29 protein-coding genes and 3 pseudogenes are annotated in these 26,983 nt (G+C 39.7%); 26 read left to right on the forward strand and 6 right to left on the reverse strand.

Annotated features, from left to right (window positions below; all coding sequences use genetic code 11):
- The first annotated feature begins 47 nt into the window (after positions 1 to 47).
- From ACDF53_RS03910 to ACDF53_RS03940, 7 genes and pseudogenes are all read left to right on the forward strand, one after another.
- Positions 48 to 590 (forward strand): hypothetical protein, encoded by a 543-nt coding sequence (locus tag ACDF53_RS03910; protein WP_325191974.1) that lies wholly within the window; start codon positions 48 to 50, stop codon positions 588 to 590.
- 72 nt (positions 591 to 662) lie between these two features.
- Positions 663 to 1,470: pseudogene (locus tag ACDF53_RS03915) on the forward strand (hypothetical protein).
- Positions 1,471 to 1,526: 56 nt separating this feature from the next.
- Positions 1,527 to 2,125: pseudogene (locus ACDF53_RS03920) on the forward strand (hypothetical protein).
- A 1-nt stretch (position 2,126) separates the two neighbouring features.
- Positions 2,127 to 2,669, forward strand: a complete 543-nt coding sequence (locus ACDF53_RS03925) for a hypothetical protein (protein WP_308694014.1) — start codon at positions 2,127 to 2,129, stop codon at positions 2,667 to 2,669.
- A 31-nt stretch (positions 2,670 to 2,700) separates the two neighbouring features.
- Positions 2,701 to 3,208 (forward strand): annotated as a pseudogene (locus ACDF53_RS03930) (YfbM family protein).
- Positions 3,209 to 3,286: 78 nt separating this feature from the next.
- Entirely contained in the window at positions 3,287 to 4,051 is a 765-nt protein-coding gene (locus ACDF53_RS03935) for a leucine-rich repeat domain-containing protein (protein WP_370815560.1), read from the forward strand.
- Positions 4,052 to 4,108: 57 nt separating this feature from the next.
- Positions 4,109 to 4,396: a DUF2695 domain-containing protein gene (locus tag ACDF53_RS03940; protein WP_295995648.1), complete on the forward strand. Its 288-nt coding sequence runs from the start codon at positions 4,109 to 4,111 to the stop codon at positions 4,394 to 4,396.
- Between the two features lie 137 nt (positions 4,397 to 4,533).
- Here the strand turns inward: ACDF53_RS03940 and ACDF53_RS03945 are convergent, their stop codons facing one another.
- On the reverse strand, positions 4,534 to 5,100 hold the full coding sequence (locus ACDF53_RS03945) for an NAD(P)H-dependent oxidoreductase (protein ID WP_118353888.1): 567 nt from the start codon (positions 5,098 to 5,100) through the stop codon (positions 4,534 to 4,536).
- 233 nt (positions 5,101 to 5,333) lie between these two features.
- Between ACDF53_RS03945 and ACDF53_RS03950 the strand changes: the two genes are divergently transcribed.
- Together ACDF53_RS03950 and ACDF53_RS03955 are read left to right on the forward strand one after the other, a co-directional pair.
- Positions 5,334 to 5,831 (forward strand): ECF transporter S component, encoded by a 498-nt coding sequence (locus ACDF53_RS03950; protein WP_295995643.1) that lies wholly within the window; start codon positions 5,334 to 5,336, stop codon positions 5,829 to 5,831.
- A gap of 62 nt (positions 5,832 to 5,893) precedes the next feature.
- Positions 5,894 to 6,175: a type II toxin-antitoxin system Phd/YefM family antitoxin gene (locus ACDF53_RS03955; protein WP_370815561.1), complete on the forward strand. Its 282-nt coding sequence runs from the start codon at positions 5,894 to 5,896 to the stop codon at positions 6,173 to 6,175.
- Positions 6,176 to 6,280: 105 nt separating this feature from the next.
- Here ACDF53_RS03955 and ACDF53_RS03960 read toward each other — a convergent pair whose 3' ends face one another.
- Positions 6,281 to 6,658 (reverse strand): carboxymuconolactone decarboxylase family protein, encoded by a 378-nt coding sequence (locus tag ACDF53_RS03960; protein WP_295995640.1) that lies wholly within the window; start codon positions 6,656 to 6,658, stop codon positions 6,281 to 6,283.
- Positions 6,659 to 6,724: 66 nt separating this feature from the next.
- Between ACDF53_RS03960 and ACDF53_RS03965 the strand changes: the two genes are divergently transcribed.
- The 7 genes from ACDF53_RS03965 to ACDF53_RS03995 all read left to right on the forward strand — a co-directional run bounded on the left by ACDF53_RS03965 (position 6,725) and on the right by ACDF53_RS03995 (position 12,453).
- Entirely contained in the window at positions 6,725 to 7,087 is a 363-nt protein-coding gene (locus ACDF53_RS03965; protein ID WP_370815562.1) for a MerR family transcriptional regulator, read from the forward strand.
- 502 nt (positions 7,088 to 7,589) lie between these two features.
- Positions 7,590 to 7,934, forward strand: coding sequence for a zinc ribbon domain-containing protein YjdM (locus tag ACDF53_RS03970; protein WP_105098866.1), 345 nt, complete (start codon positions 7,590 to 7,592; stop codon positions 7,932 to 7,934).
- 107 nt (positions 7,935 to 8,041) lie between these two features.
- A complete protein-coding gene (locus ACDF53_RS03975) occupies positions 8,042 to 8,437 on the forward strand; it encodes a hypothetical protein (protein WP_370815563.1) in 396 nt (131 codons plus the stop codon).
- 10 nt (positions 8,438 to 8,447) lie between these two features.
- Positions 8,448 to 8,966: a phosphatidylglycerophosphatase A gene (locus ACDF53_RS03980; protein ID WP_370815564.1), complete on the forward strand. Its 519-nt coding sequence runs from the start codon at positions 8,448 to 8,450 to the stop codon at positions 8,964 to 8,966.
- A gap of 94 nt (positions 8,967 to 9,060) precedes the next feature.
- Positions 9,061 to 9,600, forward strand: coding sequence for an isochorismatase family cysteine hydrolase (locus ACDF53_RS03985; protein ID WP_295838652.1), 540 nt, complete (start codon positions 9,061 to 9,063; stop codon positions 9,598 to 9,600).
- Between the two features lie 315 nt (positions 9,601 to 9,915).
- A complete protein-coding gene (locus tag ACDF53_RS03990; protein ID WP_296006869.1) occupies positions 9,916 to 10,536 on the forward strand; it encodes a superoxide dismutase in 621 nt (206 codons plus the stop codon).
- A 339-nt stretch (positions 10,537 to 10,875) separates the two neighbouring features.
- Positions 10,876 to 12,453, forward strand: coding sequence for a DUF438 domain-containing protein (locus ACDF53_RS03995; RefSeq protein WP_370815565.1), 1,578 nt, complete (start codon positions 10,876 to 10,878; stop codon positions 12,451 to 12,453).
- Positions 12,454 to 12,617: 164 nt separating this feature from the next.
- Here the strand turns inward: ACDF53_RS03995 and ACDF53_RS04000 are convergent, their stop codons facing one another.
- A complete protein-coding gene (locus tag ACDF53_RS04000) occupies positions 12,618 to 13,811 on the reverse strand; it encodes a MalY/PatB family protein (protein WP_370815566.1) in 1,194 nt (397 codons plus the stop codon).
- A gap of 377 nt (positions 13,812 to 14,188) precedes the next feature.
- Here ACDF53_RS04000 and ACDF53_RS04005 point away from each other — a divergent pair, with 377 nt between their 5' ends.
- Positions 14,189 to 15,541: an FAD-dependent oxidoreductase gene (locus ACDF53_RS04005; RefSeq protein WP_370815567.1), complete on the forward strand. Its 1,353-nt coding sequence runs from the start codon at positions 14,189 to 14,191 to the stop codon at positions 15,539 to 15,541.
- A gap of 346 nt (positions 15,542 to 15,887) precedes the next feature.
- Positions 15,888 to 16,163 (forward strand): helix-turn-helix domain-containing protein, encoded by a 276-nt coding sequence (locus tag ACDF53_RS04010; protein WP_105089889.1) that lies wholly within the window; start codon positions 15,888 to 15,890, stop codon positions 16,161 to 16,163.
- Here ACDF53_RS04010 and ACDF53_RS04015 read toward each other — a convergent pair.
- On the reverse strand, positions 16,141 to 16,818 hold the full coding sequence (locus ACDF53_RS04015; RefSeq protein ID WP_370815568.1) for a lactate utilization protein: 678 nt from the start codon (positions 16,816 to 16,818) through the stop codon (positions 16,141 to 16,143). The genes ACDF53_RS04010 and ACDF53_RS04015 overlap by 23 nt on opposite strands.
- Positions 16,819 to 17,096: 278 nt before the next feature.
- On the opposite strand from ACDF53_RS04015, the gene pta reads away from it, so the two are divergent.
- The 8 genes from pta (at position 17,097) to ACDF53_RS04055 (ending at position 24,717) form a co-directional block, all read left to right on the forward strand.
- On the forward strand, positions 17,097 to 18,095 hold the full coding sequence (gene pta, locus ACDF53_RS04020) for a phosphate acetyltransferase (RefSeq protein WP_370815569.1): 999 nt from the start codon (positions 17,097 to 17,099) through the stop codon (positions 18,093 to 18,095).
- A 225-nt stretch (positions 18,096 to 18,320) separates the two neighbouring features.
- Positions 18,321 to 18,782 (forward strand): IS200/IS605 family transposase, encoded by a 462-nt coding sequence (gene tnpA / locus ACDF53_RS04025; RefSeq protein WP_005380067.1) that lies wholly within the window; start codon positions 18,321 to 18,323, stop codon positions 18,780 to 18,782.
- A 375-nt stretch (positions 18,783 to 19,157) separates the two neighbouring features.
- Complete coding sequence (locus ACDF53_RS04030) at positions 19,158 to 19,952, forward strand: hypothetical protein (RefSeq protein WP_370815570.1); 795 nt, start codon at positions 19,158 to 19,160, stop codon at positions 19,950 to 19,952.
- Positions 19,953 to 19,984: 32 nt separating this feature from the next.
- The gene (locus ACDF53_RS04035; protein ID WP_295794532.1) at positions 19,985 to 20,527 is read left to right on the forward strand and encodes a glutathione peroxidase; all 543 of its coding nucleotides are present in this window, start codon (positions 19,985 to 19,987) and stop codon (positions 20,525 to 20,527) included.
- 261 nt (positions 20,528 to 20,788) lie between these two features.
- Positions 20,789 to 21,145 (forward strand): helix-turn-helix domain-containing protein, encoded by a 357-nt coding sequence (locus ACDF53_RS04040; protein WP_105089883.1) that lies wholly within the window; start codon positions 20,789 to 20,791, stop codon positions 21,143 to 21,145.
- A gap of 169 nt (positions 21,146 to 21,314) precedes the next feature.
- Positions 21,315 to 22,016, forward strand: a complete 702-nt coding sequence (locus tag ACDF53_RS04045; protein WP_370815571.1) for an MBL fold metallo-hydrolase — start codon at positions 21,315 to 21,317, stop codon at positions 22,014 to 22,016.
- Positions 22,017 to 22,171: 155 nt separating this feature from the next.
- Positions 22,172 to 23,407: a DUF445 family protein gene (locus ACDF53_RS04050; RefSeq protein WP_039968864.1), complete on the forward strand. Its 1,236-nt coding sequence runs from the start codon at positions 22,172 to 22,174 to the stop codon at positions 23,405 to 23,407.
- The gene (locus ACDF53_RS04055; protein ID WP_370815572.1) at positions 23,404 to 24,717 is read left to right on the forward strand and encodes a DUF445 domain-containing protein; all 1,314 of its coding nucleotides are present in this window, start codon (positions 23,404 to 23,406) and stop codon (positions 24,715 to 24,717) included. The genes ACDF53_RS04050 and ACDF53_RS04055 overlap by 4 nt, the downstream gene beginning before the upstream one ends.
- Positions 24,718 to 24,858: 141 nt before the next feature.
- On the opposite strand, the gene ACDF53_RS04060 is transcribed toward ACDF53_RS04055, so the two are convergent.
- Together ACDF53_RS04060 and ACDF53_RS04065 are read right to left on the reverse strand one after the other, a co-directional pair.
- Positions 24,859 to 26,274, reverse strand: a complete 1,416-nt coding sequence (locus tag ACDF53_RS04060) for an ATP-binding protein (RefSeq protein WP_370815573.1) — start codon at positions 26,272 to 26,274, stop codon at positions 24,859 to 24,861.
- Positions 26,252 to 26,926 carry a response regulator transcription factor gene (locus ACDF53_RS04065; RefSeq protein ID WP_005385087.1) on the reverse strand — a complete coding sequence of 225 codons (675 nt, stop codon included), beginning with the start codon at positions 26,924 to 26,926 and terminating at the stop codon, positions 26,252 to 26,254. Before ACDF53_RS04065 ends, ACDF53_RS04060 begins: the two co-directional genes overlap by 23 nt.
- Between the last annotated feature and the right edge of the window lie 57 nt (positions 26,927 to 26,983).

Genomic DNA, 26,983 nt, shown 5'->3' on the forward strand with positions numbered 1-26,983 from the left:
GATAGAGACGATAAGAGATAGCAAATAGGAGAATAAGGGATAAGAATATGGATTATTTAAAAATATTACAGGAAGACTCTAGCTTAGCGGCAGATTTTGATGCTCTATTTGATTTCTTTTTGCTTGATGAGCCAACGGAGCGGGATGAGGTAGAGGGGCGATGCACCTTTTCCTTGGATGGAAAGGCTTTTGCTCGAGATGGTGCCGGTGGTGAATATCATCAATTAGAGGATGGCTCTATCGGTTATGTCAGCAGCGAAGGTCAATGTGGTCGTATAGCTGAAAGTATAGATGATTTAATCCATTTGTTGGTGTATAGCATTTGCTGGCATGATTATTGTGATTCTAGCCAATATACAGACATGGGTACTCTCGAAGCCTATGCCAATGAGCGTCATGATGAAATCGCTTCTTATACAGAAATGGATATATGGGAAGAGGTTGTCAAGGCGCTAGGTATGCCTTCCGAAGCAAATGTGGCTGTTGAATTACAAAAGTTCTATGATGCGGCACATCGAGAACCTCTGTATCAAGGCTTTTACCATGAAGAGGATGGTAGCATTACGCCTTATGAAAGTCTATTCTTTTAATATGTAAAATGGGAAAATAATCAGCAATAAAAGAGTATTTCAAGCGGTTTTGTGTTGTTATAGGAGAATCGTATGGCAATTGACGGAGTGAAGATCATAGATAGTGACGACGGTCATGATATTTATAATGCCATTGTTGAGCGGTACAAGGATGGTGTCAGTGTAGATACGATCATTTCTGACATTTTAGGTGAGGAACAAAATTTTTGTACTGACGAGTTTTATACAGAGATTTATTGGACTGCTGTGGCTTATTCGTTGTGGAAGATAGGGCATCTACCAGATGACGTCAAACAGAAAGCCTTAGATATAATCGCTCAGGGCCCTCATGAGTTTTGGCTAGAAATCGATGAGTAAGGCCCTTAAACAGCGTCAAAAGGTATTAGATAAGTTAGCCCTGCAGCTACAGAGCGAAAATCCGAAGCCTGTTAAGGTTCGTAAATCTAAAACGAAGAGAGAACCTCATTTTAAGATGGGCGACGTATTAGCTGTTAAGTTTGAAAACGAGTATGGTGCTATATTCGTCTCTGACGTGGATCAATCGCCGCGGAAAATCGAATATCATTTAGCCTGTACGCGGCTTTTACAAGAAGAAAAACCAACAATGGAGCACTTTTTAAATAGCAAAATCGCATGCCGGAAAGATAATACAAATTTTGGTATCGATACAGATTGTTGGTTCAATCATAAGGACTTAGGCTTGTTACTGGATAATTTGGAAATTATCGGGACAGTTGAACTATATCCGTGTAAACTATGGACACTAGCACCAAGAGGAACGCTTGAGGATATCTATGAGGAGATTACAGATGAGCCCCGGATTGGAAAACTACGTCTTATAGATACCTATGAACTGGTGAAAGAGGTTATTGAGAAATAATCAGTGACCGAAGGCGATTTCTACATAGGGCGTATATTGATAAAGGTATAACTATAATGGATACTATGACGAAACAATATATAGAAACGGTAAAAGTCAGTGATATACCGTGGCATCGGTTAACCACAACCTATGGCCGTGCTACAGATTTTCCTACATGAACTTGATGTGTTGTGGAACATGGAAAGTATTGAAGCTGTTGATGCGGCTGGTGAGGACGATAGCACTAAATATTGAGCACCAATCCACGTTGTGGCATGCTACACCATTTGCCATGATTTTCTTGCTTCGTATTTTTAAGAAAGCCCAGGAAGAGAGCGCTCATAATGAGGTAGCTCAGTATTTAGCAGAACAATTGGTTGAGTTGTTTACTGTGATTGCTGAGTGCATTCGAGATGGTCTTATGCTAGAGCATGCAGATCCATTGCCGAACTTTGAGGATATGCTCAACGAAGAATACCTTTGGTCTGAAGAATATGATGAAGATGAAGATGTTCTTAGATATGAGGAAGAGGACGTATTCCCTGATGATTTATTCTTTAGCTTTTATTATTACTCCTTGCAAGTACTTTTGTTAGCTATTCCGCTATTAGATACATCTGATGAAGGAGAGGCTAAATTGCTAGGAATAATTTCTGCTAATAGGAGCGTGTAAGATGGGTTATTTAGATATATTGCGAAATGATGCCAAGTTAGCTGAAAATTTTGATACACTATTTGATTTTCGCTTGCTAGATGCGTTGGAGGAACGAGATACGGCTGAAGGTCGCTGCACGTTCTCTGTGCCCGGTATGGCATTTGCTGTAGATGGCGCTGGCGGTGAATATCATCTATTGGAGGACGGATCCATAGGGTATTGGAGTAGCGAGGGTGCCGCTGGCCGTTTAGCTGAAAGTATAGACGATTTATTTCACTTAATCGTTTTTAGTATTTGTTGGCATGATTACTGTGACTCAAGTAAGTATTCTGATGCGGCAGTACTTGAAGAATATGGTCAGAATAAGCAGTCTCAGATTATCTCTTATTCGCCAATGGAACTATGGGAACCCATTGTGAAAGCTTTACATATGCCAATAGACATGAAACTTTCACTTGTATTACAGAAATTCTATGATGCGGCGCATCGTGAACCTGTATATACCTGCTATTTCCATGAAGATGATAGAAGTATTACAGAATCGGAAAATTTATTTTTCTAATGGTTAGAAGAGTTTATGAAAGGATTTAATTATGGGACTAATTGCCAATTATAGCTGTTTAAGCGATGCGAATTTAAAAGAGCTTAAAGCTATGGGCTCAGAAGAAGAGGAAATTCTTGAAAGTGTTGAAGAGTGGAATGACGACGATGAGTTATTGCTTGATATCGACAAGATGTGGGATGTACTCCACTTTGTGCTAACTGGCGTGGGCACTGACCATAAGGACGATAAAAACCCTCTTAGCCAAGCGGTACTAGGCGTAACGGCTGTTGAGAATATATCAGACTATGTAGCATATACAGAACACAATCATTTAGCCAATATCGTGGCAGCTCTAGATCAGTTTGATATGGAAAGCGCTACTCGAATCTTTTGATATGACAGCCTGCAAAGAGGCAGAGCTATATCCAGATATCTGGGACTACGATGAGGAAGAGGAAGAAATCAAAGATGAACTTCTTCATGATTTCGAGCAAATGAAACGTTTTTATAAACAAGTGCTAGAGGCTAACGGGCATGTGCTTGTATCGATTTGCTAGGCCTGTTGTAATCTGTTGGCTATGGCTCTCGTTATAGATAAACTAATTATGGGACTGACGAAGATGAGGCATTATAACATGGTAGTATTAACAGAAAAGCAAATTAAATATGGCTTTGACTACTATCATAAGGATGAGACACAGTTAAAATCTGTGGTTGAGGTTTCTGAATATGAAGGTGAAGACAGACTGATGATTAACTGCACTCAGCTAGATGCGCCTTATTCTGCCAAAGATAAGAAACGTATTTTACAGGAGTGGTGTAGTTTTTTACTAGAGAATCCGGATGCTTTTACAGAGCTTATGTTTTGCACAAGAATGCCCCAGAATTTATTTGATGCGGTATGTACCCAACGGAAACTCAAAAAATTACATATAAAATGGGGCGTCTATCCAGATATTTCAAAATTAGAGAACTTACAAGAACTAGAATATTTACACATTGGATCCGGTAGAAGTGTATCGAGTTTAGAGCCTATATCAAAATTAGAAAAATTAGTGGCTCTGTCGATTGAGAACTTTCAACAGATTGATGATTATACGCCATTAGCGCATTTGAAGCACCTTGAAAGTCTTGCTCTAGAAGGAGATTTCGCGGCTCCTAAAATTCTTAAGGTTCAATCCTTAGACTTTTTACGCCATATGAAACAGTTGCGCTTTTTTAGCTTTTTAACGGCAAAGGTGATAGATAAAGACTACTCTCCCATTTTAGAACTTAATAATTTAGAATATCTTACATTAAAGTCTTGTAAAGAGGTTAAGCAGTTGTATCCTCAATTCGTTAAACTGCCAAAATTAAAATATGGTACAGTTTTAGAACGACCAGAATTATATGAGAAATAAGGCTTGAAATATAAGTCATGAGCTATAACTTATAAGCCATAAAAGGGAGTAATCATAATGGATAAAGCGCGTAAAAAGGAATTATTAAAAGCTTATGCAGACGAGCAAAGGCAATCGTTTAAAGATAGTTTACCTATGGATGAAGAGTTATTTTGGCAATTATTTGATTATGTAGACGAGAAATTAGAGACCAATGACGGTTGCGATCATAGTCTGACTTTCACAAGAGAGTTTTTAGAAAAACAAAAGGTAGATGTTGAAAGTGTACTAGACTGGATTATCAACGAAGGTGGCGGTTGTGATTGCGAGGTTCTCTACAATGTAGAAGAGAGATTTGAAGAGTAATATCTATGTAATTGGGGAGATCTTCGTATACAGCTTGTTTTTGATTTAGAGCAAACTGTAAGCAGTCTAATGTAAATTTATTTGTGATTTTGGCAACCAAGTAATCTTTGGTAAAAAATCATAGTATACTAGAAACTTTATATACTTCCGGCGATGTTAGCGATTTTGTCTAAGAAGCGCCGGCGTTTTTCATCTGAGCTGTTTTCTGTGCCCGCTAACTGGGTATGTGTAACCGGTTTGAAACCGCAGGATTTTAGTACTTGATCTTTCATGACTTTGCCGTAGTCTTGTATAAATAGCGTTACAAAGGATGGCGTGTTGTGGGTGGTGATGATCCAAGCGGATTTTCCTTGTAAATGACCTATAAGGCCTCTTTTACCATATGAATAGGCAAAGCCCGCTGTAAATACGCGATCGATAAAGCCTTTGAGTATAGCTGGCATGCCGCCCCACCAAATAGGGTAGATAAAGATGATATGGTCCGCCCAAGTAATCAAATTACGATACTTTTCCATGTCCGGCACAGTGCTTAAATCTCGACGTTTGTGCGTGTCATCAAATCGCAATACAGGATCGAATTGCTCCTCATATAGATCCAAGGTTTTTACATTGTGGTCTTTTGAAAGATTCTGCTGCACTACTTTCAGAATAGCACTATTAAAACTTTGATGATTAGGATAGGTGTAAATGATTAAAATGTTCATGGCTAGTTCCTTTCTGATTAATTATCGTTGCTTGAGAGAATCTGTATAATAAAATGGTATCTATATTAAGTTAAAGTCTAGTGAAGAACATTTATTCTGAAAGTAAATGACGATAGAATTTGCTGAGGATGTATTGTTAATTCCTTGTATTTGCAAGTGTTACCATAAAGGTTTATAGTATAGGCATGTGATGTAATTATTCACATGCCTATTTTCTTTATAAGGAGGACGCTATGCAACACGTTCAAACCCGCAGTACTACATCCGCGTTAGTACTCACAGCCGTATTGATTGCCCTCGCTACATTGCTTACAATGTATACGAAAATTCCAGTACCTGGCATACGCGGCTATTTCAATGTTGGAGATGTCGTTATCATGACATCCGCTTTATTATTAGGTCGAAAATATGGTGCCTATATCGGTGCTATTGGCCCAGCGCTAGCTGATTTGTTCCTTGGCTACGCAGTTTTTGTACCAATCACCTTTGTGGTGAAAGGCATTGAAGGCTATCTTGTCGGGACTGTCTATAACAATAAGACAACTACCTCTGCGTTGGTAGCAACTGTCGTAGGTGGTATTATTATCGTAGCAGGCTACTTCATCGCCGAATACTTCGTATTTGATCCAGGCGTAGCCATTGCCGGTATTTTAACTAACACCATTCAAGCCGTTATGAGCGTTATCGTGAGCATGATACTCTATGCGATTTTGCGTAAACGATTGGGATAGGATTACTGATTCACAATTCATATACAAATTATGATGTAATTTGTATATGAGGAGGTGCTTTTATGGGGTTATTACGTGAAAGTATCCGACCATCGTCGGATTTAAGAAATAAATATAATGAAATCTCTACAGTTTTGAAAACAAGGGATGAAGCTTGTATTATGACGGTGAATGGTCGTGGTGATACGGTATGTATGGGATATGAAACCTATAATAAATTGAAAGCACAGATAGAATTATTAGAGGCTATTGCATTGGCTGAGGAAGACGAACGAAAAGGTAGAATGGGTCCTATTGAGGATACTTTTTTCAGCATAGAACAGTTGTTAGCTGAGGCCGAATAGTTATGGTATAGATGAATAAAGGGAGGCTCCGTTCTGAGTCTCCCTTTGTTAGTTATAAATAGACTAATATTTAGTAATAGATTTTTTGTTGCGGTCGTTCCTTAATTACAGTATGTTGCGTTCTTCAAAGATCGCTTTCACCGTAAACAGTGCGTTCAGCACGCGTGGAAATCCCGCATAGGGGATGCAGTGGGTACAGACCTCTACGATTTGCTCGGGCGCAATACCGACATTGAGTGCCGCATTGGTGTGTACTTTCAGCTGTGCCTCGCAACCGCCCAGCGTTAAAAGGGATGCGAGCGTAATCAGTTCCCGTTCCTTGAAATCCAGATTGGGGCGCGTGTAGATGTCGCCGAATAGCTCGACTAATAAATCGGCTATGGCCGGTGAAATCTCTTGAATTGTGTTATACACCTCCTCGCCGTGCAGTCCGTCAATTTGTTTCAATGTGTTCATACCAATGTTAAAACGTGTTTCTTTCATAATTATTACCTCCGTCTAGACGTATGATATATGCTCGAGTATACTTGAGGTCAAGGTGGTGAAAGTATGAAAATCGGTGAATTTTCAAAATTGGTGGGACTGTCTATTTCTACATTGCGATATTACGAGGATCAAGGGTTCCTTCACATTGAGCGACAGAACGGCATTCGCAATTACCATGCGGAGGATGTGGGTTTTGTGCAGTTTATAAAACGCTTGAAAGACATGGGAATGCCGCTTGCGAATATCAAGCGATATGCGGACTTACGGTATGCCGGATCTCATACGGTCCATGAAAGAATGACACTGTTGCAGGAACACTATCGATTTATTGAGGCCGAAATCAAACGATTGGAAGGCTATAAGAATAATCTTGAAGATAAGTTGGATTTGTATGAAACTTTAGTAAAGAAAAATGAGATTGATTAGGTTTTTTATTGTAGATGGTATATAGCACTTGTATCAATATGGAGGTAGGTACCTCCTATTAATCATAATTTGACGATATATGGTATTCAACCTATAATATGAGTAGATAGCCGAGCGAGTAGAGACGTCAGGCTCATCTCAAAAAACTGAAAAAATCAGGAAATGGCCTTTTCGTTTTATCTAGCTACGAGCTGTAACGAAGGGCTATTTGCTTTTTGTAAAGCAAATAAGGGCAATAAGTGAGCCGAATGAAATGAGAATTGTCAAAATATCTATGACAATTGATAAAATTTCAAAATCACTCATAGTTTCACCCCCTTCTAAAAAGAAGAGAGGCCCAACCTCGTCGGCTACACTATTATTATAATGCGAACTAATATGCGATACAATAAGCATTGATTAATAGAGATATAACTATTTTATAGAGTAGTTATAATGTTTTAGTGGAATATGTGTTATATGGTATAATACTTTCATTATGTAGTGAGAAAAGGAGATCTAAATGGCAAATTTACCTAACTGCCCTAAGTGTGGCGACGAGTACACATACGAAGACGGTCATATGTTTATCTGCCCTATGTGTGGCAATGAATGGACAGCAGCTGACGCACAAGCTGCAGCTGAAGCAGGTATCATTCGCGATGCTAACGGCAACGAGCTAGCTGATGGCGATACAGTTGTTGTTGTAAAAGACCTCAAAGTAAAAGGTGCGGGCATCTTGAAACAAGGTACGCGCGTAAAAAATATTCGTCTCATCACTGATGCTAGTGATGGCCACGATATCGATTGCAAAATCGATGGTTTCGGTGCGATGGCATTGAAATCCGAAATGGTTAAGAAAATCTAATGTAAGCAATCCCTACCGATATATTCGGTAGGGATTTTTTCATATCATAAATGATATAATCAACGTATACTGCGTGTAGCGTGAGAATATTTAATCGAGAGGAAACTATGTTAAAACGTGTTGTGTTACTGGCCTTATTGGCTTCTACGATGGGAACTGTTAGTTCTTTGGCGGCTGATTTAAAGCCTACAGATAAGCGTGCCTATGAATTACAGCAACAAATCTCTTATAATGTCATCATTCCTAGTGAGGCTTTCAAAACGAGCGCTGACGGTACCTTGATTGTTCCAGTGGAAATTAAGACTGATGATAAGGGTAATATTGTGGCCGTTGAAGCAGGGCCTAATAATTGGAAATTAGATCGAGAGGCTTACCCTATCTTTGAAGAGGCTGCCAAAGAGGCGGCTTGGAATACAAAGCATGTCGATACAGAGGAAGAGTTGGTGATAACCATTCCAGTTAGTATTGTTATGTTATCCGGAGATAAGCCTAAGAAAAAATAAAGGAGCACTTATGGAATCTACAAAAGATTTAGAGAAATATACGTATGACTTACTGGCGGAGCGTGGCGTTACGCTAGAGGATATTGCAGAGCTCGTTTTATACGTTCAAAAACCATATATGCCGAATTTAAAGATTGAAGAGTGCCGTGAGCATGTGGTGTCCGTGCTTTCAAAACGAGAGGTACACAATGCGATTATTACGGGCATCGAGCTCGACAAGTTAACGGAACAAAATAAATTGTCTCAGCCGTTGCAACACATTTTGGCTAATGATGAAAGCCTCTATGGCATCGATGAAATCTTGGCCTTTTCTATCGTTAATCTGTACGGCTCTATTGGCTTTACGAACTATGGCTATTTAGACAAGGTAAAGCCGGGTATTATCAAAAAACTTGATAGTAAAGAGGGCGGTCACTGCAATACATTCCTCGATGATCTTGTAGGCGCCGTAGCGGCCGCTGCAGCGGGGAAACTTGCTCATAACGAACCTCATCGGGTGCGCCATGCGTTGGCTGAGGGAAAAGAATAAACGCCTGCTATTGAAGTTATCTAGAATTAAGAGTATAACTAGTAGTGTAGTGAATAATTAATGTATTCTTTGTAGACTATATACAGGAGGAACTATGCAAAAGGTTCTGGTTGTTATCGATATGCAAAAAGATTTCGTAGATGGCGCCCTCGGTTCAGCGCAAGCACAGTTAATTGTAGACAATGTGCGCAAAAAAATTGAGAACTTTGACGGGCCTATCATATTTACACGCGATACACATGATACTAATTATCTTGAAAGCCAAGAGGGTAAGTTCTTACCTGTGACACATTGTGTGAAGAATACAGAAGGTTGGCATATTGTGTCTGGCTTAATCGAGGCAGCAGAAGGGCGTCCTATCATGAGCCCTGTATCCTTTATCGATAAGCCAAATTTTGGATCCTTTGAACTATTATCACGTTTGGAAGGTATGAATTCGGTGAACCCTATTGAGTCTATCACGCTCGTTGGTTTATGTACTGATATTTGCGTTGTTTCTAATGCGATTATACTGAAAGCAGGTTTGCCAGAAATCCCTGTTTACGTAGATTCTAGCTGCTGTGCTGGCGTTACGGAAGAATCCCATCAAGCAGCATTAACAACAATGAAAATGTGCCAATGTATCGTTGAATAATTATCTTGTTATCACTATAGTAGATTGAATTACATCGGTGTATAGTGATTAACATATACTATTGATGCATAGTAAACATATAGCATTGATAATTAGAGTTTTATATTGGTAACGAACCCAAAGGCTATAGGATTTCCTATAGCCTTTTTCTATGGGTATTTACATTGACGATTTTCTATATAGAGTGTACAATAAATGAAGAATGATAATTCATATCAATAATGAATAAAAGATGCAGGTGCATCGAAACGCTTTCACAAGAACGATACGTACTGATACACATCGTTCCATGCCCTAAATTTAAGGAGGACTACTATGAAACCTTTCGAACTCGCACCATTACCGTATGCTTACGATTATCTTGAGCCTGTTATCGACGCAGAAACAATGAAATTGCATCATGACAAGCACCATCAAGCGTATGTTAATAATTTGAACGCAGCTATCGCTAAATATCCTGATCTTGCCTATGGTTGCATAGATTGCATCCTCGGTGACATTGCTAATGTTCCGGAGGATATCCGTCAAGCAGTTATCAACAACGGTGGTGGTCATAAGAATCACACTATGTTCTGGGACATCATGACAAAACCAGACACTTCTAAATTGGAAGGTCCTTTGAAAGAGGCTATCGACGCTGATCTTGGTGGTTATGATGCTTTTGTTGAAAGCTTCTCCGCTGCTGCAGCAACACGCTTCGGCTCTGGTTGGGCATGGCTTGTGGTAAACAAAGATGGCAAATTAGAAGTGACATCTACTGCGAACCAAGATAACCCTCTACTAGAAGGTAAAACAGCAATCCTTTGCTTAGACGTTTGGGAACATGCATATTACTTGCATTACCAAAATCGTCGCCCAGATTACATTAAGGAATTCTTCCGCGTTATTAACTGGGATAAGGTTTCTGAAAACTACGAAAAAGCATTAAAAGGCTAAACCTTTCAAAACTAATAAATCTCTTAGAACTCTCATCTCTCTTAAAACTAGATACTTATGTTAATAGATAACGGATAGTTGGTTCAAAGCATTCTAAATGGTTAGATGTCTTTGCATACTCAGCTATCCGTTATTTTTATATGAAAAATTTTCGATATTTTTGGAATATCTTTCAAAAGTATAGCCATGGGCACAGATTTTTTAATTCATATCGTTTATCATAGAGCCATAGGTTATTAAAGATGTACCTTTCAGAATATAAATTGCCTTGTATACAAAGCTGTATAGAGGGTTACTCACATAAGTAATACACAATATTTTTGACACGAGGGGACCAAAATGGAAAAGAAATTAGATTTGTCCAAATCTGTATATGATTTGGTAAAAGAATATCCTGAAGTAACAGAGATTATGAAAAGCTTAGGGTTCAGTGAAATCACTAACAAGGTGATGTTGAACTCTGTTGGTAAAATCATGACTATTCCTAAAGGAGCTAAGATGAAGGGCGTATCCATGATTGATATCGTGAGCGCATTTATGAAAGCCGGCTTTACCTTGGAAGGTGAAATGCCAAACCTACATGGTGATGATGCATCTGCTAAGGATGCTCCTGTAGAGGCTGCTGCTACTCACGTAGAGGCATCTAACGCTACTCAAAATACAGAAGCTAATACCAACGAAAATACAGAAGCTAACGCAGAGGACACTGTTACAGATAGCGAACGTGTAGAGCAATTGAAAGGTTTCTTGAAACGTTTAGGCACTGGCGAAGAACTTGGTTCTGTTCGTGAAGATTTTGCGAGCCAATTCAAGCATGTTGAAGCTAGTGAAATTATGAAAGCCGAACAAGGCCTTATGCGCGAAGGTACACCGTTAGAAGAGGTACAACAATTATGTGACCTTCACTCTGCATTGTTCCATGGTTCTACTATTCATGAACAAATGGATGCTGAACATGCTAAGGTAGAGGCCGTTCTAGAAGCTCAAGAAAAGAGCAAGAGTGTAGTAACATTGGTAGAGACTGTAGGTCATCCACTCAACCAATTAACAGAGGAAAATAAAGCTCTCGATGCATTGATTGAATCTATCCGCCCTAAAGTAGCCGATAAAACTGCTACTATTGATGATGTAAATACAGTACGCCAAGTATCTGTTCATTATGCTAAAAAAGGCGATTTATTATATCCAAAATTGAAGGTAGATTATGCAATCGGTGGCCCATCCATGGTTATGTGGACTGTTGATGGTGACATTCGCGACCAATTAGGCGATTTAGCAAAATCTAGTCAAAGTGTAGATGATTGGTATAGACGTTTTGATGAGCTTCTTACACGTGCTCAAGAAATGATCTACAAAGAACAAAATATCTTGTTCCCAATCTGTGCAGAAAACTTCAGTAAAGAAGAATGGTACCAAATCTACAAAGATACAGCACAATATGAAGATATCTTTGGCGTAAAACGCATTGCATGGTCAGAGGCTGATGCAGCATTAGCAACACAAACTACAAAACAAAGTGGTGATGACAATGCTATCGGTTTAATTGGTGGTACGTTAACTGTAGATCAACTCGATGCTATGCTCAATACAATGCCAATGGAAGTAACCTTCGTTGACCATGAAGACATCAACCGCTACTTCAACGATGGTGAAAAGGTATTTAAACGTCCTACTACAGCTATCGGTCGTGATGTGTACTCCTGCCATCCACCAAAGGTAGAACCGATTGTACGTGGTATCATCGACTCCTTCCGTAAAGGTGACCGCGATAATGTGGCAGTATGGCTTGAAAAACAAGGTCGTCCATTCTATGTAAACTACATGGCTGTACGCGATCAAAATAATAACTATATTGGTACATTAGAACTCGTACAAGACATGCAATTTGCAAAGGAACATTTCGCTAGAACTAAATAAGAACTAGTGTAATACTAGTAGCTAATACAGTGAGGCTATAATACAAAGAGGCTGCTCTAACATTGAATGATGCTAGAGCAGCCTCTTTTATTTGTACAAAATGAATTCTCTAATATGATTAATGTATTTCCTGAATTAATGTATTTCCTGATGAGAGGTGCCTATTAAGGACGTACGCACTTGATAATATTATGGGTAGCAGTCTTAATATTTTCAAGACTCGTTGCCAAGTTAAGTCGCACAAAGGTGGCGTAGTCTTCGCCTCCAAACCATTCGCCAAAGCTTGGTGCGATGCAGCATTTATTTTCGAATAGGTCGTGCATATCTTTGGATTTCATATAGGCGCCAAAATCAATCCATGCTAAATAAGTGCCGTCCATAGGGCTGATGCGGATGTGTGGCAATGCCGTACGAAGTTCTCGGCACAGATATTCATAGTTTTCCCGAATGACAGCTAGTACATCTATGAGCCATGCTTCCGCCTCTGGATGCGTGTAGGCTGCGGTGATGGCCGCTTCCGCAATGACGTCCGAGTCTGTGTGGTACACATGAGCTTTATAGGCGTTGAATTGGCTTCTTAGTCGTTCGTTAGGGATGATAACCTCTGCGTGATGTAAGCTAGCCATATTAAAAGACTTGGACAGGGAGGACATGGCAATCATGTTATCCGCATAGGCCCCTTTACTTACCGTCAAGGCTGATGTGAATTTCGTTGGGCCTGTGATAAGGTCTTGATGGATCTCGTCACTAATGATGAGTACATTGTGCCGTTGGCAAATGCTGAATATTCGCTCCATTTCCTGTTCACTCCATACGTGGCCTATAGGATTGTGCGGATTGCAGTGAATGAACAATTTAACATCGTGCTTGGTAATCGCTGTTTCAAAGACTTTGTAATCCACGGTGTAGCGATTATCTTCAGTGTGATTCATAGGAACAGCGATGATTTGACGTTGAGCATCGCTGGCGCTCGTATCAAAAGCGCCATACACAGGACTTAGAAGGGCGATGGCGTCGTTTGGTTTTGTAAAAGCCCCGATGCACCACATAATCCCTGTAATAACATTAGGAGCACTGGTGAGCCACTCTTTTTGAAGCGTACAATGGTGACGGCGTTTATACCAGCTCATGACTGCCTGTATATAATCCGGATTTGTCATGGTATAACCTAGAGGAGTGGCTTTCACATAGCTACAAATGGCCTCTTGAATGCACTGAGGGGGCATAAAGTCCATATCAGCCACCCATAGTGGTAATAGGTCAGTACGGCTGAATTTTAAGTGCTCGCCATCCCATTTGCGGGAATGAGAACCGCGACGATCAATATAGTATTTTTCGGTAAAGTCTACTGTGTTCATAGTGAACCTCTTATATTCTGCTAGATTCATGAGGAGTTTATCTATTCTCAGTATACATGCATAGATATATATGTAAATATACACTTAAAAATTACTGATACCGTATCTTTTGTTTCTATGCAATCCTTGCATGAATAGGGGCTATATTCGTATACAAAAGGTGCTTTATTTGCTTGACTGTTGGGACTTTCACAATTTAGAATATACTATAGAATAGTGTGTGTCTGACCAGTGACCACACGTCTATCGAATGGTTACAAAAGATAAATCTTAGCAGCATGTGGCGACATCCCTATGTGAGAGGGCTCATCGGATTGTTCAGGTACATGCAACGCTGTATAAGTATAGTACTGGATCCTTGTTAGGAGGCATGTGCCATGAGTAACGAATTAAAACCACTACATTTTGATGCGGATTATACAATGGAGGAAGCGCTCGCTGAGGCGAAACGTTGTCTAAATTGTCCAAAACCATTGTGTCGTATGGGTTGCCCTATTGAAAACGAAATCCCTCGTTTTATCCAAGCTATTGCACACGGTAACTTTGGTTTAGCAAATGACATTTTGGCAGAACGTACAAACTTGCCATCCATTTGTGGCCGCGTATGTCCACGCGAAAACCAATGTGAAGGTAACTGTATCATGAATAAGGCGAAAAAACCGCCTATCAATATCGGTAAATTGGAACGCTTTGCTGCTGATTTTGAAAGTATCAATGAACTTCGCAAACCTAAGAAGATTAAACAAGATCTTGGTAAGGTTGCCGTTGTAGGTTCTGGCCCTGCAGGCTTGTCCGTAGCAGGTGATATCGCTAAACTTGGTTACAAGGTAACTGTATTCGAAGGTCAATCTGAACCAGGTGGCGTACTTTTATTCGGTATTCCAGAATTCCGTTTGTCTAAATCCGTTGTACGTCGTGAAATCGCTCGTCTTGAAGGTTTAGGCGTTAAATTCGTATGTAATACATTTATCGGTCAAGATAAAACATTGGATGAACTCTTCGCAGAAGGTTTTGACTCCATCTTTATCGGTACTGGTACACATATTCCTCAAGAAGTACGCATGGAAAATGATGAAGTGCATGGTGTATTCCAAGCAATGTACTTGTTGACGAATGTACAATTGGTAGAAAATGGCGAGCTTGATGCAGAGCAAATCCCTGTTAAAAAAGGCGACCGTGTTATCATCATCGGCGGTGGTAACGTAGCGATGGATGCGGCTCGTACATGCGTACGTTTAGGCTGTGAATCTGTTACTGTAGCATACCGTCGTAGCCAAGAACAAATGCCAGCATTGTTGTCTGAATACGAAGAAGCTCGTGCTGAAGGCGTCCAATTTCAATGGTTCGCTTCTCCAGTTGGCGTAGAAGGTAAAGACAAGGTAGAAGGCTTCAAATATGAAGTGATGGCTCTTAACGAAGATGGTGCAGGCATCCACGGTACTGGTAAGTTCCAAGTTATGCCTGTAGATAAAATCATCATCGCTGCTGGTCATAAACCAAATGCTCGTCTTATCGGCGAAGGTAATAACCTAAAAGTAGACGAAAAAGGCTACATCATTACATCTGAAGATCCATATGGTATGACTAACCGTGATGGCGTCTTTGCTGGTGGTGACGTTGTACATAAACCGGCTACTGTAGTATTGGCGATGCGCGAAGCAAAAAAAGCTGTGGATGGCATGGTTAAATACATGGAAATCAAAAAAGCTCAAGAAAGTGCTAACCAATAATCCTATAGCGGATAATGATATGGCAATTTTACTATTCAAGTGTATTCATAATGAATGGATAATGTATAGAAACTATACAAATCTAGATATTATCTATGCTGATTGGTATAACATAGTACATGTTTAGTACTAATTATCTCTATATATACAATAATTACACGAATTGTTGAAAACATTCAGAACATAATATGCATAGAAAAAAGCCTTACTAGAACTAATTGATACATTAGTTTTTAGTAAGGCTTTTGTGTTATTACTTTTCAACTGCTACTAGTCAGTCAACCTACGATATGGGTATAGTAAAGGCATAACCATGTGTTGAGTGTGAAAGTAGATAGAGGTTGCTATGAATCCTATTCTATGTTGTCGTGATATACAGGTTCGACAAGAGGTTCACAAACTAGGCGTATTAATTTTACTATGGCGTAGACAATTGGGCATGACGCAGTATCAGTTGGCAGATAAGTCAGGTCTAGCCCAATCTTATATCAGTGATCTTGAAAGTGGCGCTATCGATCCGCGATGGTCTACTATTTATAGAGTTGTATCTGGATTAGGGCAGATGAGCGTACAAGACTTTCTAAATGGGCCACAAACCATTAGAACCCTAAGGATTCATTGATGATAATAATCTCCATGGTTTGCATATTGCGCATCTTTTTATAGTAAATTGTTAAGGCGTTGCAAATGCGATCCGGAGAACCACAGTCATAACATTTTTCTTCTAGTTTGGCACAAGGGTTGAGGGAGCTTTTCTTGTTCTTTTTACTGTTCAATGGAGCTGCTACATTCCGTGCTCGATAAATGGCAGAGGCTAAATCAGGGGTAATCTTGTTAACACCTAGCACAAAGAACACCTCTTGGGAACCAAATAAAGAAGCTGCTACACGATTGCCCGTGCCGTCGATGTTGACCATCTCCCCTGTTTGAGATAATGCATTTACAGAGGTGAGAAATACATCGCGGCCCATGGTGCGTAATGCAGTGTCACGGAAGCTTTCACCAGGAAGGGGACGTTGAATATCTGTTATGTCATTATTAACCTCAGATAAGGCATCATGTACGTTGAGCTCTAATAAGGTGCGGGAATCGCCGATAGCTACTCGTTTGTTCTGAATGCGAGACTGTAAATAATCAACAGCCTCAGTGCCTGTTTCAAAATAATGAACTACGAAATTATTACGCTCTAAGGCCTTAATCGTTTTCTCTATATCGATGGGTGAATCATTGATTTGGGGATGGATAACAGCGTTAATTGTCGTTTCTGTATTGGCCATAAGTCCTCCAAAAGTAGTTGTCTTAATTAGAATGTTAAATCTTGTGTGATTATTGCTATTAAGAGTTCTATTACTATAATTGTAACGTTTTACATGGGGAGTATTCAACTCGCTGTTAATTGTAACGTTATGAGATTAACTTTTACCATTATCAAAATTATAGTATAAAAATTAGAATAATAGGCTAAGAAAATAAATTGTACTTTTACCTATAGGTTGAATTTGCTATAATAATAGTATTGATATGGCATAAAGCCAATGTTAAGGAGGCAAAAATCGTGGATTTAATTCAAAAATTAAAAGACCAAGTAAAACCATTAGGTAAAAAAATCGTGTTGCCAGAATACAAAGATGAACGCGTATTGAAAGCAACTGAAATCATTTTGAAAGAAGGTTTCGTAACACCTGTACTCGTTGGTAACCCTGCAGAAATCGCTGAAGCAGCTAAAGCTGTTGGCGTATCCATCGAAGGTGCTGAAATCATCGATCCAGCTAACTATGATCGTTACCAAGAAATGGTTGATACATTCGTAGAATTGCGCGCTAAAAAAGGTATGACTCCTGAAAAAGCTGACGCAACTATGAAAGGTGACTGCTTATTCTTCGGCGCTATGCTCGTTCGTCTTGGCGCAGTAGATGGCATGGTTGCTGGTTCCGCTTGCCCAACTGCAAACGTATTGCGTGCAGCATTGCAAGTTGTAGGTACTAAACCAGGTCTTAAAACTGTATCTTCTTCCATGTTCATGTTCACAAGCAAAAAAGAATATGGTGACGACGGTATGCTCGTATTCTCCGACTGCGGCGTATTGCCTAACCCAACTAGCGAACAATTGGCTGATATCGCAGAATCCACTGTAGAAAAAGCTCGCAAAGTTGTTGGCATGGCAGATCCTCGCGTATCCATGTTGTCCTTCTCCACAAAAGGTTCCGCTTCCACTCCAGAAGTAGATAAAGTGGTTGAAGCTGTTAACATCTTGAAAGAACGCAATGTTGATTTCAAATTCGACGGCGAATTACAATTGGACGCTTCCATCGTTCCTTCCGTAGCAGAAAAGAAAGCTCCTGGCTCTAACGTAGCTGGTAAAGCTAACATCTTGATCTTCCCTGATCTTCAAGCTGCTAACATTGGTTACAAATTGGTACAACGCTTCTCCGGCGCTGACGCTCTTGGCCCATTGATTCAAGGCTTGGCTAAACCAGTTCATGACCTTTCCCGTGGCTGCTCTGCTCAAGACGTTGTAGATGTTGCTGCTATCGCTGCTGTTGAAAGCATGTAATTTCAACTATAACTTCATTTGAAACATTTCAATGAACCAATAAAAGCTGATTCTTCGGAATCAGCTTTTTGTTTATTGTCTTTAGACTGGTTCGCGATGTAGTCGCGAATCATTAAACCACCCGCTATGCGGGTGCGGCAACGAAAGTTATACAAAAAAATCACCTTGCTTAAGTATAATGTAGGTGTTCAAGCCGCATTATATGCAAAAGAAAGGTGATTTTATATGGCAACAAAGACACAGAGCCTTGCGCACACAAAATGGTTATGCAAATACCACATAGTATTTACACCTAAGTATAGACGTAAAGTTATATATAATCAATACAGAAATAGTTTACGTGAAATATTGAGACGTTTATGTGAATATAAGGGCGTCAAGATTATCGAGGGGGAGCTTATGGCTGATCATGTGCATATGCTAGTATTAATCCCACCTAAAATATCAGTATCATCTTTTATGGGATACTTAAAAGGGAAAAGTGCACTAATGATGTTCGATAAACACGCAAACTTAAAGTATAAATTTGGAAATCGACACTTTTGGTCCGAGGGTTATTATGTTAGTACAGTAGGTTTAAATGAGGCTACAGTAAAGAAATATATACGTGAGCAAGAGTTACATGACCAAATGAAAGATAAGCTTAGTGTAAAAGAATATGAGGACCCTTTTAAGGGTAGCAAGTAATACACATCCCCTTTAAGGGGAACGTTACGAGTCAATGGCTATGCGGCTTGAACGTAGTGAAAGCCAGCGCCTTTAGACGCTGGCCTAGTACTACGGGCTTATAGCCCGTGAGCAAACCACCCGTTTTACGGGTGGTTCTGATTTATGTATATATTGGTTGATAACTTTTATACATATATTGGTAAAAGCATATAGTGATTGTAAAACATCTTAGAAAATAAATTATCAGAAAAATCTAGTATTTGTGCAAATTGATATAGACGGTGTATCATTAAGTTAAGAATATTTGATTAATATATTTAATCAATATAGTGATTAAATGAGTTTGATACATACAAGTATCATTGTGTTTGGAGTCGTGAAAAGGAGAGGGCTATGATTTCTGTATTCGACACAAATCCTGTTGTTTTTGAAGGTAATGATCGTACGTTAACAATTAGTTACAATGGTGTGCTCTGTAAAGATGCAAATGGTCAGGTGATAACTGACATTGATTTTGAAAATGTAAATGAACTATATCTTACAAGATATTTAAATTCAAATAGTAACTATTCGATTATATTTAGAGACCACAATTGGAAAAACATAGAAGGTCAAGATTTAGATACTGACCGTAAAGGATCTAATGCTGGTCACAATATCCGCGAAACAAAAGCAATCATTGCTGCCTTTGCTCGCCATAAATTGACAGCGGACTTCCCTGCAAATTTAGATTCGCTTCAATTGCCACTTGATTACTCCTATATGGGGAAACGAGAAATCACCATTAAAAATGGTGTTATCTCAAATGGTAAGATTGATATCCCTATTAATGAAATTCGCCGCGTAGTATGTGCCTCTAATGGTACAATTAGCAAATTATTAGTCTATAAGGAAGAAAAACCTAGTTCCTTCTTCAAAAAGATTTTCGACAAATGTGATATGAAAATCACGTTGAATGCTATTACGTTGCCATTATTGGAAGCCATCGTAACACGCAATACAGGTCATGGCATCGACTTCTCCCGTGGTAACGGATTTGATCAAAAGGATTCCAACTATATCATCATTCGCTACCTTGACTCTGGATTCTTCCTTGAAAAAGACGGTACAGCACCTACAGAATGGCAAAAAACTGCGGCTGAGACTACAGCTAAATTTAATTACGATGTAAAAACATTATTAATATAATATTAGTTTTATTGTGAAAGTTAGGAGTTACTATGTCTGTATATCAATTTTCTCTGCCTAATAAGTCTGGTGAATTGCAATCGCTACAAAATTTTGAAGGCAAAGTTCTTATTGTTGTTAATACGGCAAGTAAGTGTGGATTTACTCACCAATATGAGGGGTTAGAGGCTCTTTATAAGAAATACAACGAACAAGGTTTAGAAATTATTGCGGTCCCTTCCAACCAGTTTGGCGAGGAAGAGCCTGGTTCTAATACCGAAATTCAATCCTTTTGCAAGGTAAATTATGGGGTTACTTTTACTGTGATGGGTAAATCTGATGTGCGTGATGAAAGTGCCTTGGATTTATTCAAATATATGATTAAAGAGCAACCATTTAAAGGGTTCCCGCCTAGTGATAAGACAGAAATGCTTACAGACTATCTCAATGACATTGATCCTAACTATCTAACGGACGATGAGGTAAAGTGGAACTTTACTAAATTTGTTATAGATCGTAAAGGTAATGTGGTAGGGCGCTTTGAGCCTGTTGTAAAACCGATGGAAATGGAATCTTTTATTAAAACATTATTATGATTTTGGCAGACGACTAAATTTTAGGGAATAAGTGACATTGATTTATAATATCTCTTGCTTCTTAAAAGTGTTCGTTTAGTAGCGTACTTAGTATGGTAAAGAAAAGAACCGCTAGTTTTGTAACTAGCGGTTCTTTTGTGTATATAGTAATATTAGCGAACATAAATATTTGTACCCTAAAAAAAGATACCATAAAATGCTTGAAATAGTAAAAATATGTGATAACATTTGAATTATATTAGAGCGAAAAGGAGAATCACCATGGCAGAGCAACTCGTAAATGTTCATGATTTAGTGGGCCGCTGTCCCTATGCAACGAGCCAAAAGTTATTAGCCGGCAAATGGTCTTTATTGATCATGCACGAATTATCTGAAGGTCCTGTGCGCTTCCGTGAGTTAGAGCGCCGCTTATACCCAATTACACAAGCAACACTTACTAGAGCGTTACGCCAATTAGAAGATGATGGCCTTGTACACCGTGAAGTATACGGCACCATTCCACCAAAGGTTGAATATAGCCTTACGGAAGTCGGAGCTGGATTCAAAACTGTTCTTGCATCTCTTGAAATATGGGGGAACCAATATATTGATTATATGAAAGCCGCTGGCCGCATGTAAGAAGCGGCAGCGGCATTTCTGCCCTATTACGATTAAACATATGTGTTTTATAGAGCTCTTTGTACGAAGTATAAAAGGTCTTTTGTTTATGCCATGTATTAAGAAAAATATGGTATAATAAACAATACGAATGATATAAATTCTCAATAAATGAGAGGTATTGATAATAATGTTGAATGTTACTTTTTTAGCGCATAGCGGCTTTCTTGTAGACGACGGTAAGCGTTGCTATGTGTTTGATTATTATAAAGATCCTAACAATATTGTTTGGCAATTAGCAAAGCGTGGTCGTGAGCTTTGGTTCTTTGTAAGCCATGTTCATGCAGATCATTTTAATCCATCCATTACGGAATTTGATGGTCCTCAAACACGCTACATTTGCCATCAAGATGTACCCTTAGAAGGCAAGGTAAAGAAATGCATTACCATGCGCCCAGGTCATGATGCGACATTAGATGATGTAGGCATTCATATGTATGGCAGTACCGATGAAGGTGGCTCTTTCTACGTAAAGACAAATACTGCTAATATCGATTCTGATTCTATCTTCCACGCTGGCGACCTTAACTGGTGGCATTGGCTTGGCGATACGCCAGAGAATAATGCTGATGCAAAGCGCATGGCATGGCGCGAGTTCAAAGAATTGGACGGTTTATCTGTCGATGTAGCGATGTTCCCTGTAGATAATCGTTTGGAAGACGCTATGGAGTGGGGCAGTATTGAGTTTTTGCGCCGTGTAGAGGTGAAAAAAGCCTTTATTCCTATGCATCTAAATGGTCCATTATGGACACCATCTGTGTATTTTAAAGCTCTCTTTAGTGATGTTCCTGTATGGGAACCTCAAAAAGAAGGCGATGAATGTACATTTTAACTGAAGTGTTAATCGGATGCTCTAGCAGATGATGGATACACATATTAAATATACTTTCACAAGTTGTTGTAGTATGTGAAAGTTCGTGACCTCTATGGTCACTACGTTATATGGGGAGAGTCTATATACGTAATTTAGTAAGTTAGGATCAAGTGATGATGAAAACTAAACCAGTGGCAACCACCCTATTGGTTGTCATGGCGATTATATTTTTAATTTCATATCCACAACGGCAAGATATGTTTTGGGCATTTATCATGCACGTATCTGGGGCCGCTATGATCGGTGGCTTGGCGGATTGGTATGCGGTGACGGCGCTCTTTACAAAACCGTTGGGGATACCTTTTAAGACTGCTATCTTACCACGTAGTAAGGAACGTCTTATACAAATGGGGCGCACCATGCTCAGTGAAGAACTATTGCGGGTGCCTCAAATGTACTATGCCATCAAAAAAGAACGGGTTATGGTCCGCATTATTGAATATGGCATGAGTGATGTAGGACAAGACCAAATGCGCGATATTTTATATGGTGTAGGTAATCAGGTCTTGTCTCATATGGACATTGAACCTATGCGTCAGGAAATCAATAAAGCCATATACAAAGGCGTTACAAACTGGAAGGCGACACCGCTCGTTATCTTGTTTGGTCGTTGTATGTTAGAACGCCATACGGCGAGCATTTTCTGGCTTTATTTTAACCGTACTTGTCAGCGTGTCATCGCATCGAATCAGGTATACCCATACTTGTACCGCGTAATGTTAGACATTATGAAAACCTATACGAAGGATTCCTTCTTCCGTGAATTGGCCATTGCCTTTGGCGGGGATGGACTTTCACCAGAACGATTGGTAGAAACGGTACAGAAAAAGGCTGTTCAATTCCTTAAGGATAATGAGTCCATCGACTCTGATTTAGGTCGTTACGTATGGGGCCAAGCCATTCGCTTCTTCAATAATTTGGAAACCAATGCAGAGTGGCAAGCTTTCATCGAAGAGCATAAAGATCAATGGATCAAGATGGTTCTCGAAGAATGGGAAGGCAAGCTCATCGATGGTGATACTGTGGACTGGAAACGACTCATGGACATCGTTATCGGCCGCTTTAATGTGCTCGGTACAGAGATTTTGCTGAACCCAGACAAGCAAGCACCGTTTGAACGGTTCTTCTTGTTGCGTAGCATTCCATGGTTGCAAAAATTAAACCCTCTCATCGATAAGGTGGTAGGGCAGGAATTATCTCGCTATTCCCCTGATGAAATCACCCAAATTGTACGAGGCAAGATGTACTATGACCTTCAAATGGTTCGTATCAATGGTTCCCTCGTAGGGGCTGTTTTAGGTGGTATATTCTACGGGTTATACCTTTTAGTAGAGGGGGTGCTCAAATGATTCAGTATTTGAAATCCCTCACATTGCGGCAACGTGCTAATGGTATTCTTGGTTTGACCGCAGTATTGTACTGTTTTGTTTTCATAGGTCAATTTTTCTATGGCCATGAAAGCTGGTATCAGCCTCTTTATTGGGCTGTGCAGTCAGCCCTTATCGGCAGTGTGGCGGACTGGTTTGCTGTAACTGCATTGTTCCGTAAGCCACTAGGTTTTCCATATCATACAGCGTTAATTCCTCGCAATAAAGATCGCCTTATCAACGGTGTTATCAAGCTCGTTGAGACAAAGATGCTCACGAAGGAACGCTGCAAAGTATTGTTGAGCAATGTTCAATTTGTACCATTGTTTGAGAAATTTTTGCTATCTCCAGAAGGGCAGCGGGCAGCGCGCCTTGTGATACATCAAGGGCTACATCTGTTGTGGAAATCTCAAACGAACGAGGAATGGGCACAATGGGGGGCAAAACGCATCCGTGGATTGCTTCAAAAGCATTCCCTAGTACCGGTTTTGAAACACGTATTGCTCGATTTATGTGAACATAATCGCTATGAAGGCATGGTTGTACAGGTGCTGAACGTAATTCAAGAACGTATTAACCATCCAGCTATGGTTACGTGGCTAACAGCAGTTGTAGCAGAAGAGGCTCATAAGAAAAAGCGGAAAGGCTTCTGGTCTGATTTCCTCATCTCTATGTCTGAAGCGACCGATGTGGTGAACTACCATGAGCTGGCACAGGCTATCGTTCAAGAGGCCTATGCGATGCTTGAAAATTGGAAGCGACCAAATAGTCCTGAACGGACTGCATGGCTTCGCCAATGGGTCGATCCAATTCGCCACATAGAAGAGAATCGTGAGGTTTGTGATGCTCTCGATGAAGCGTGGGAACGTTGGATTCGTGAACAAGATTGGGAATCTGTTATTGAAAACCATTTATGCCCTTATGTAGAGGAATTATTACTCGTAGGGGATGAAAATGGGGAAACACCAGCACAAGTTCTTGTAAATATTGCTCTCGAATTGTGGACTGTATATGGTCAATCCGAAGATTTGAGAAAACGTATAGAAGATACATTGCACAATATTGGTATATATGTACTTGAACAAGGCTATGATCTCATTGAAACCATCATACGCCAAGTTCTAGGCGGTCTTAGCACAGATAAGTTTATTTACTTCATCGAATCTAAGGTGGAGGACGATCTCAGTTGGATCCGTATCAATGGTGCTATTGTTGGCGCTATAGCAGGTCTTGTTGTATGGACCTTCCTCGAATATGTGTATATGCCACTATGGCAACAATTCATAGGCTAAATAATTAAATGCTAAATAATTAAATGCTTAATAATTAAGAGCTACATAATTAAATACTATATATTATGATTATATTGAATTTAATGGTACATATTGAGTGCGTATAAGAAAAGGGACTGATTTTTGGTCAGTCCCTTTAGTTTATTCTTCTGTTCTGTTGTACGGCAATCGTACTGTAAATGTAGTTCTTACTTGTGGTTCACTAGTGGCTGTTACTGTGCCATGGTGCAAGTTAATGACCTTATTTACAAAGTATAAGCCAAGTCCAATGCCGTGATTGGATTTCTTGTTTCGAGATTGCTCTGTTTGGTACATGCGATCCCAAATATGCTCAAGGTTTTCTGGCTCGATACCGATGCCATTATCTATTACCGTAATAACGAGTTCACCACCGGCAAGCTTGGCTGAAATATCGATGGTGGAATTCGTAAACTTGATAGCATTGTCTACCAAGTTCGTAATGGCACGACGTAAGGACACTTCATGAGCCACGATACGCATATGTGGTTGAATATTGGATGTAATGGAAATACTTTTTTCCGTATTCTCCGCAACAAGTCGTGTATAATCATGAACCATATTGGTTAACATCAACGATACATCTACAGGTGCTAAGTTGAGTTCATGCGCATTCTCTAGGCGTGCTACATCGAGCAATTGACTTACGAGATTAGTCATAAACTTGGCTTGTTCTAAGATATGTGTTAAGCCTTCTCGCAAATCGTCCTCTGTACGGCCGTATTTTAAAGCAAACTCACTTTCAGCCTTAATGACAGCGATCGGTGTACGCAGTTCGTGAGATACGTCAGAACTAAACTGTTTCTCCCGATTAGAGGAGTCTTCCAGACCTGAAATCATGCGGTTGAATGTGGTGGTAAGCTCGTAGATTTCATCTCGCGCTGTGCGGGATGGAATATCAATACGGCGACTTAAGTCATTGTTCTTACCGATAACTTTAGCTGTTTTCGTCAAGGTTCGGACCGGCTTGAGGCCTTTTTTGATGAATAGATAACCACCTAGTGATGAAATCAACAAGAAGATAACATCACCTAATAATAAACTATATAGTAGATTTTCTGTTTTTTTAGAGGCTGTTTTTACCTTTGTAACAGCACGCAAAATACCACGATAGTTTGGTTCGTTAACCGGCGTATCGTAGTAATAGAAGGTGTCGTCACCAACAGCAATTTCTCCAACCTGTCCTAAGGAAAGGACTGTTTGATTTGGGAAGCCGTCTGGTAAGGCGCCTTTAATAATATAGCCGTCTTGGGTGGAAACAAAGAAGAATGTATTATCTTGGTACGGTTTAAATTTGCGAATATCCGTAGCCATGATCATTGCTTGCTGCTGCAAGCGCTCACGTACTTCTTTGTTATCAGATTCGTGCGTATATGCATAAATCCATGCAGAGGCAACCATCAAAATGATGAGCAAAAAGATGGTATACCAAGACATAATTTTAAAAGTGAGGGGCAGCCGATTAAATAAATCGGTAGCTGCCCCAGACATGGTGTCTAGATCTCGGTGAGGATCATTAGTTTTCTGTTTTGAGGACATACCCTACTCCACGAACTGTTTGAATGAGTTTTACATTCTCATCAGTATCGATCTTTTTACGTAAATCTTTGATGTATACATCGATAAGATTAGAGTAGCTTTCATAGTCGTATTCCCAAACATGGTCAAGAATTTGTTGACGTGACAATACGATGTTTTCGTTACTTGCTAAATAGAATAAGAGGTCGAACTCTTTTGCAGTCAATGTAATTGTTTCGCCATCGCGTTTAACTGTACGTTGAGGCACATTGATTGTAAGCGGACCTACGTGGATATCGTTTTGTGCATGACGCGCATTACGACGAGCCAATGCATAAATACGAGCTGTTAACTCTTCAAGATCGAAAGGTTTTACAAGGTAATCGTCAGCGCCTGTGTTGAGGCCTGTAACTTTATCTTGTAAGGAATCTTTTGCAGTTAAAAGTAATACCGGTGTTGTATTGCCGTCGTTACGCATTTGTGCAAGAGCGCTAATACCGTCAAGAACTGGCATCATAATATCCATAACGATAACGTCATAGCTGGATGTATTTACATAATCAATAGCTTGTTGACCATTGAAGCATGTATCAACTGTCATATTCTCTGCACGCAAATATTTCGCGGTAATGCCATTCAGCATTTCTTCGTCTTCTACAAGTAAAATTTTCATTCTCTGTTCTCCTTATGTATGAGTTAAAAATATAGCTCTCCAACTACATTAATATAG

It is taken from the genome of Veillonella sp., assembly GCF_041333735.1.
Classification (GTDB): Bacteria; Bacillota; Negativicutes; order Veillonellales; family Veillonellaceae; genus Veillonella.

Bases quoted from the DNA above. Each gene is read 5' to 3' on its own strand.
- ACDF53_RS03910 (WP_325191974.1), top strand. From the start codon at position 48: ATGGATTATTTAAAAATATTACAGGAAGACTCTAGCTTAGCGGCAGAT.
- ACDF53_RS03925 (WP_308694014.1), top strand. From the start codon at position 2,127: ATGGGTTATTTAGATATATTGCGAAATGATGCCAAGTTAGCTGAAAAT.
- ACDF53_RS03935 (WP_370815560.1), top strand. From the start codon at position 3,287: ATGGTAGTATTAACAGAAAAGCAAATTAAATATGGCTTTGACTACTAT.
- ACDF53_RS03940 (WP_295995648.1), top strand. From the start codon at position 4,109: ATGGATAAAGCGCGTAAAAAGGAATTATTAAAAGCTTATGCAGACGAG.
- ACDF53_RS03945 (WP_118353888.1), bottom strand. From the start codon at position 5,100: ATGAACATTTTAATCATTTACACCTATCCTAATCATCAAAGTTTTAAT.
- ACDF53_RS03950 (WP_295995643.1), top strand. From the start codon at position 5,334: ATGCAACACGTTCAAACCCGCAGTACTACATCCGCGTTAGTACTCACA.
- ACDF53_RS03955 (WP_370815561.1), top strand. From the start codon at position 5,894: ATGGGGTTATTACGTGAAAGTATCCGACCATCGTCGGATTTAAGAAAT.
- ACDF53_RS03960 (WP_295995640.1), bottom strand. From the start codon at position 6,658: ATGAAAGAAACACGTTTTAACATTGGTATGAACACATTGAAACAAATT.
- ACDF53_RS03965 (WP_370815562.1), top strand. From the start codon at position 6,725: ATGAAAATCGGTGAATTTTCAAAATTGGTGGGACTGTCTATTTCTACA.
- ACDF53_RS03970 (WP_105098866.1), top strand. From the start codon at position 7,590: ATGGCAAATTTACCTAACTGCCCTAAGTGTGGCGACGAGTACACATAC.
- ACDF53_RS03975 (WP_370815563.1), top strand. From the start codon at position 8,042: ATGTTAAAACGTGTTGTGTTACTGGCCTTATTGGCTTCTACGATGGGA.
- ACDF53_RS03980 (WP_370815564.1), top strand. From the start codon at position 8,448: ATGGAATCTACAAAAGATTTAGAGAAATATACGTATGACTTACTGGCG.
- ACDF53_RS03985 (WP_295838652.1), top strand. From the start codon at position 9,061: ATGCAAAAGGTTCTGGTTGTTATCGATATGCAAAAAGATTTCGTAGAT.
- ACDF53_RS03990 (WP_296006869.1), top strand. From the start codon at position 9,916: ATGAAACCTTTCGAACTCGCACCATTACCGTATGCTTACGATTATCTT.
- ACDF53_RS03995 (WP_370815565.1), top strand. From the start codon at position 10,876: ATGGAAAAGAAATTAGATTTGTCCAAATCTGTATATGATTTGGTAAAA.
- ACDF53_RS04000 (WP_370815566.1), bottom strand. From the start codon at position 13,811: ATGAACACAGTAGACTTTACCGAAAAATACTATATTGATCGTCGCGGT.
- ACDF53_RS04005 (WP_370815567.1), top strand. From the start codon at position 14,189: ATGAGTAACGAATTAAAACCACTACATTTTGATGCGGATTATACAATG.
- ACDF53_RS04010 (WP_105089889.1), top strand. From the start codon at position 15,888: ATGAATCCTATTCTATGTTGTCGTGATATACAGGTTCGACAAGAGGTT.
- ACDF53_RS04015 (WP_370815568.1), bottom strand. From the start codon at position 16,818: ATGGCCAATACAGAAACGACAATTAACGCTGTTATCCATCCCCAAATC.
- tnpA (WP_005380067.1), top strand. From the start codon at position 18,321: ATGGCAACAAAGACACAGAGCCTTGCGCACACAAAATGGTTATGCAAA.
- ACDF53_RS04030 (WP_370815570.1), top strand. From the start codon at position 19,158: ATGATTTCTGTATTCGACACAAATCCTGTTGTTTTTGAAGGTAATGAT.
- ACDF53_RS04035 (WP_295794532.1), top strand. From the start codon at position 19,985: ATGTCTGTATATCAATTTTCTCTGCCTAATAAGTCTGGTGAATTGCAA.
- ACDF53_RS04040 (WP_105089883.1), top strand. From the start codon at position 20,789: ATGGCAGAGCAACTCGTAAATGTTCATGATTTAGTGGGCCGCTGTCCC.
- ACDF53_RS04045 (WP_370815571.1), top strand. From the start codon at position 21,315: ATGTTGAATGTTACTTTTTTAGCGCATAGCGGCTTTCTTGTAGACGAC.
- ACDF53_RS04050 (WP_039968864.1), top strand. From the start codon at position 22,172: ATGATGAAAACTAAACCAGTGGCAACCACCCTATTGGTTGTCATGGCG.
- ACDF53_RS04055 (WP_370815572.1), top strand. From the start codon at position 23,404: ATGATTCAGTATTTGAAATCCCTCACATTGCGGCAACGTGCTAATGGT.
- ACDF53_RS04060 (WP_370815573.1), bottom strand. From the start codon at position 26,274: ATGTCCTCAAAACAGAAAACTAATGATCCTCACCGAGATCTAGACACC.
- ACDF53_RS04065 (WP_005385087.1), bottom strand. From the start codon at position 26,926: ATGAAAATTTTACTTGTAGAAGACGAAGAAATGCTGAATGGCATTACC.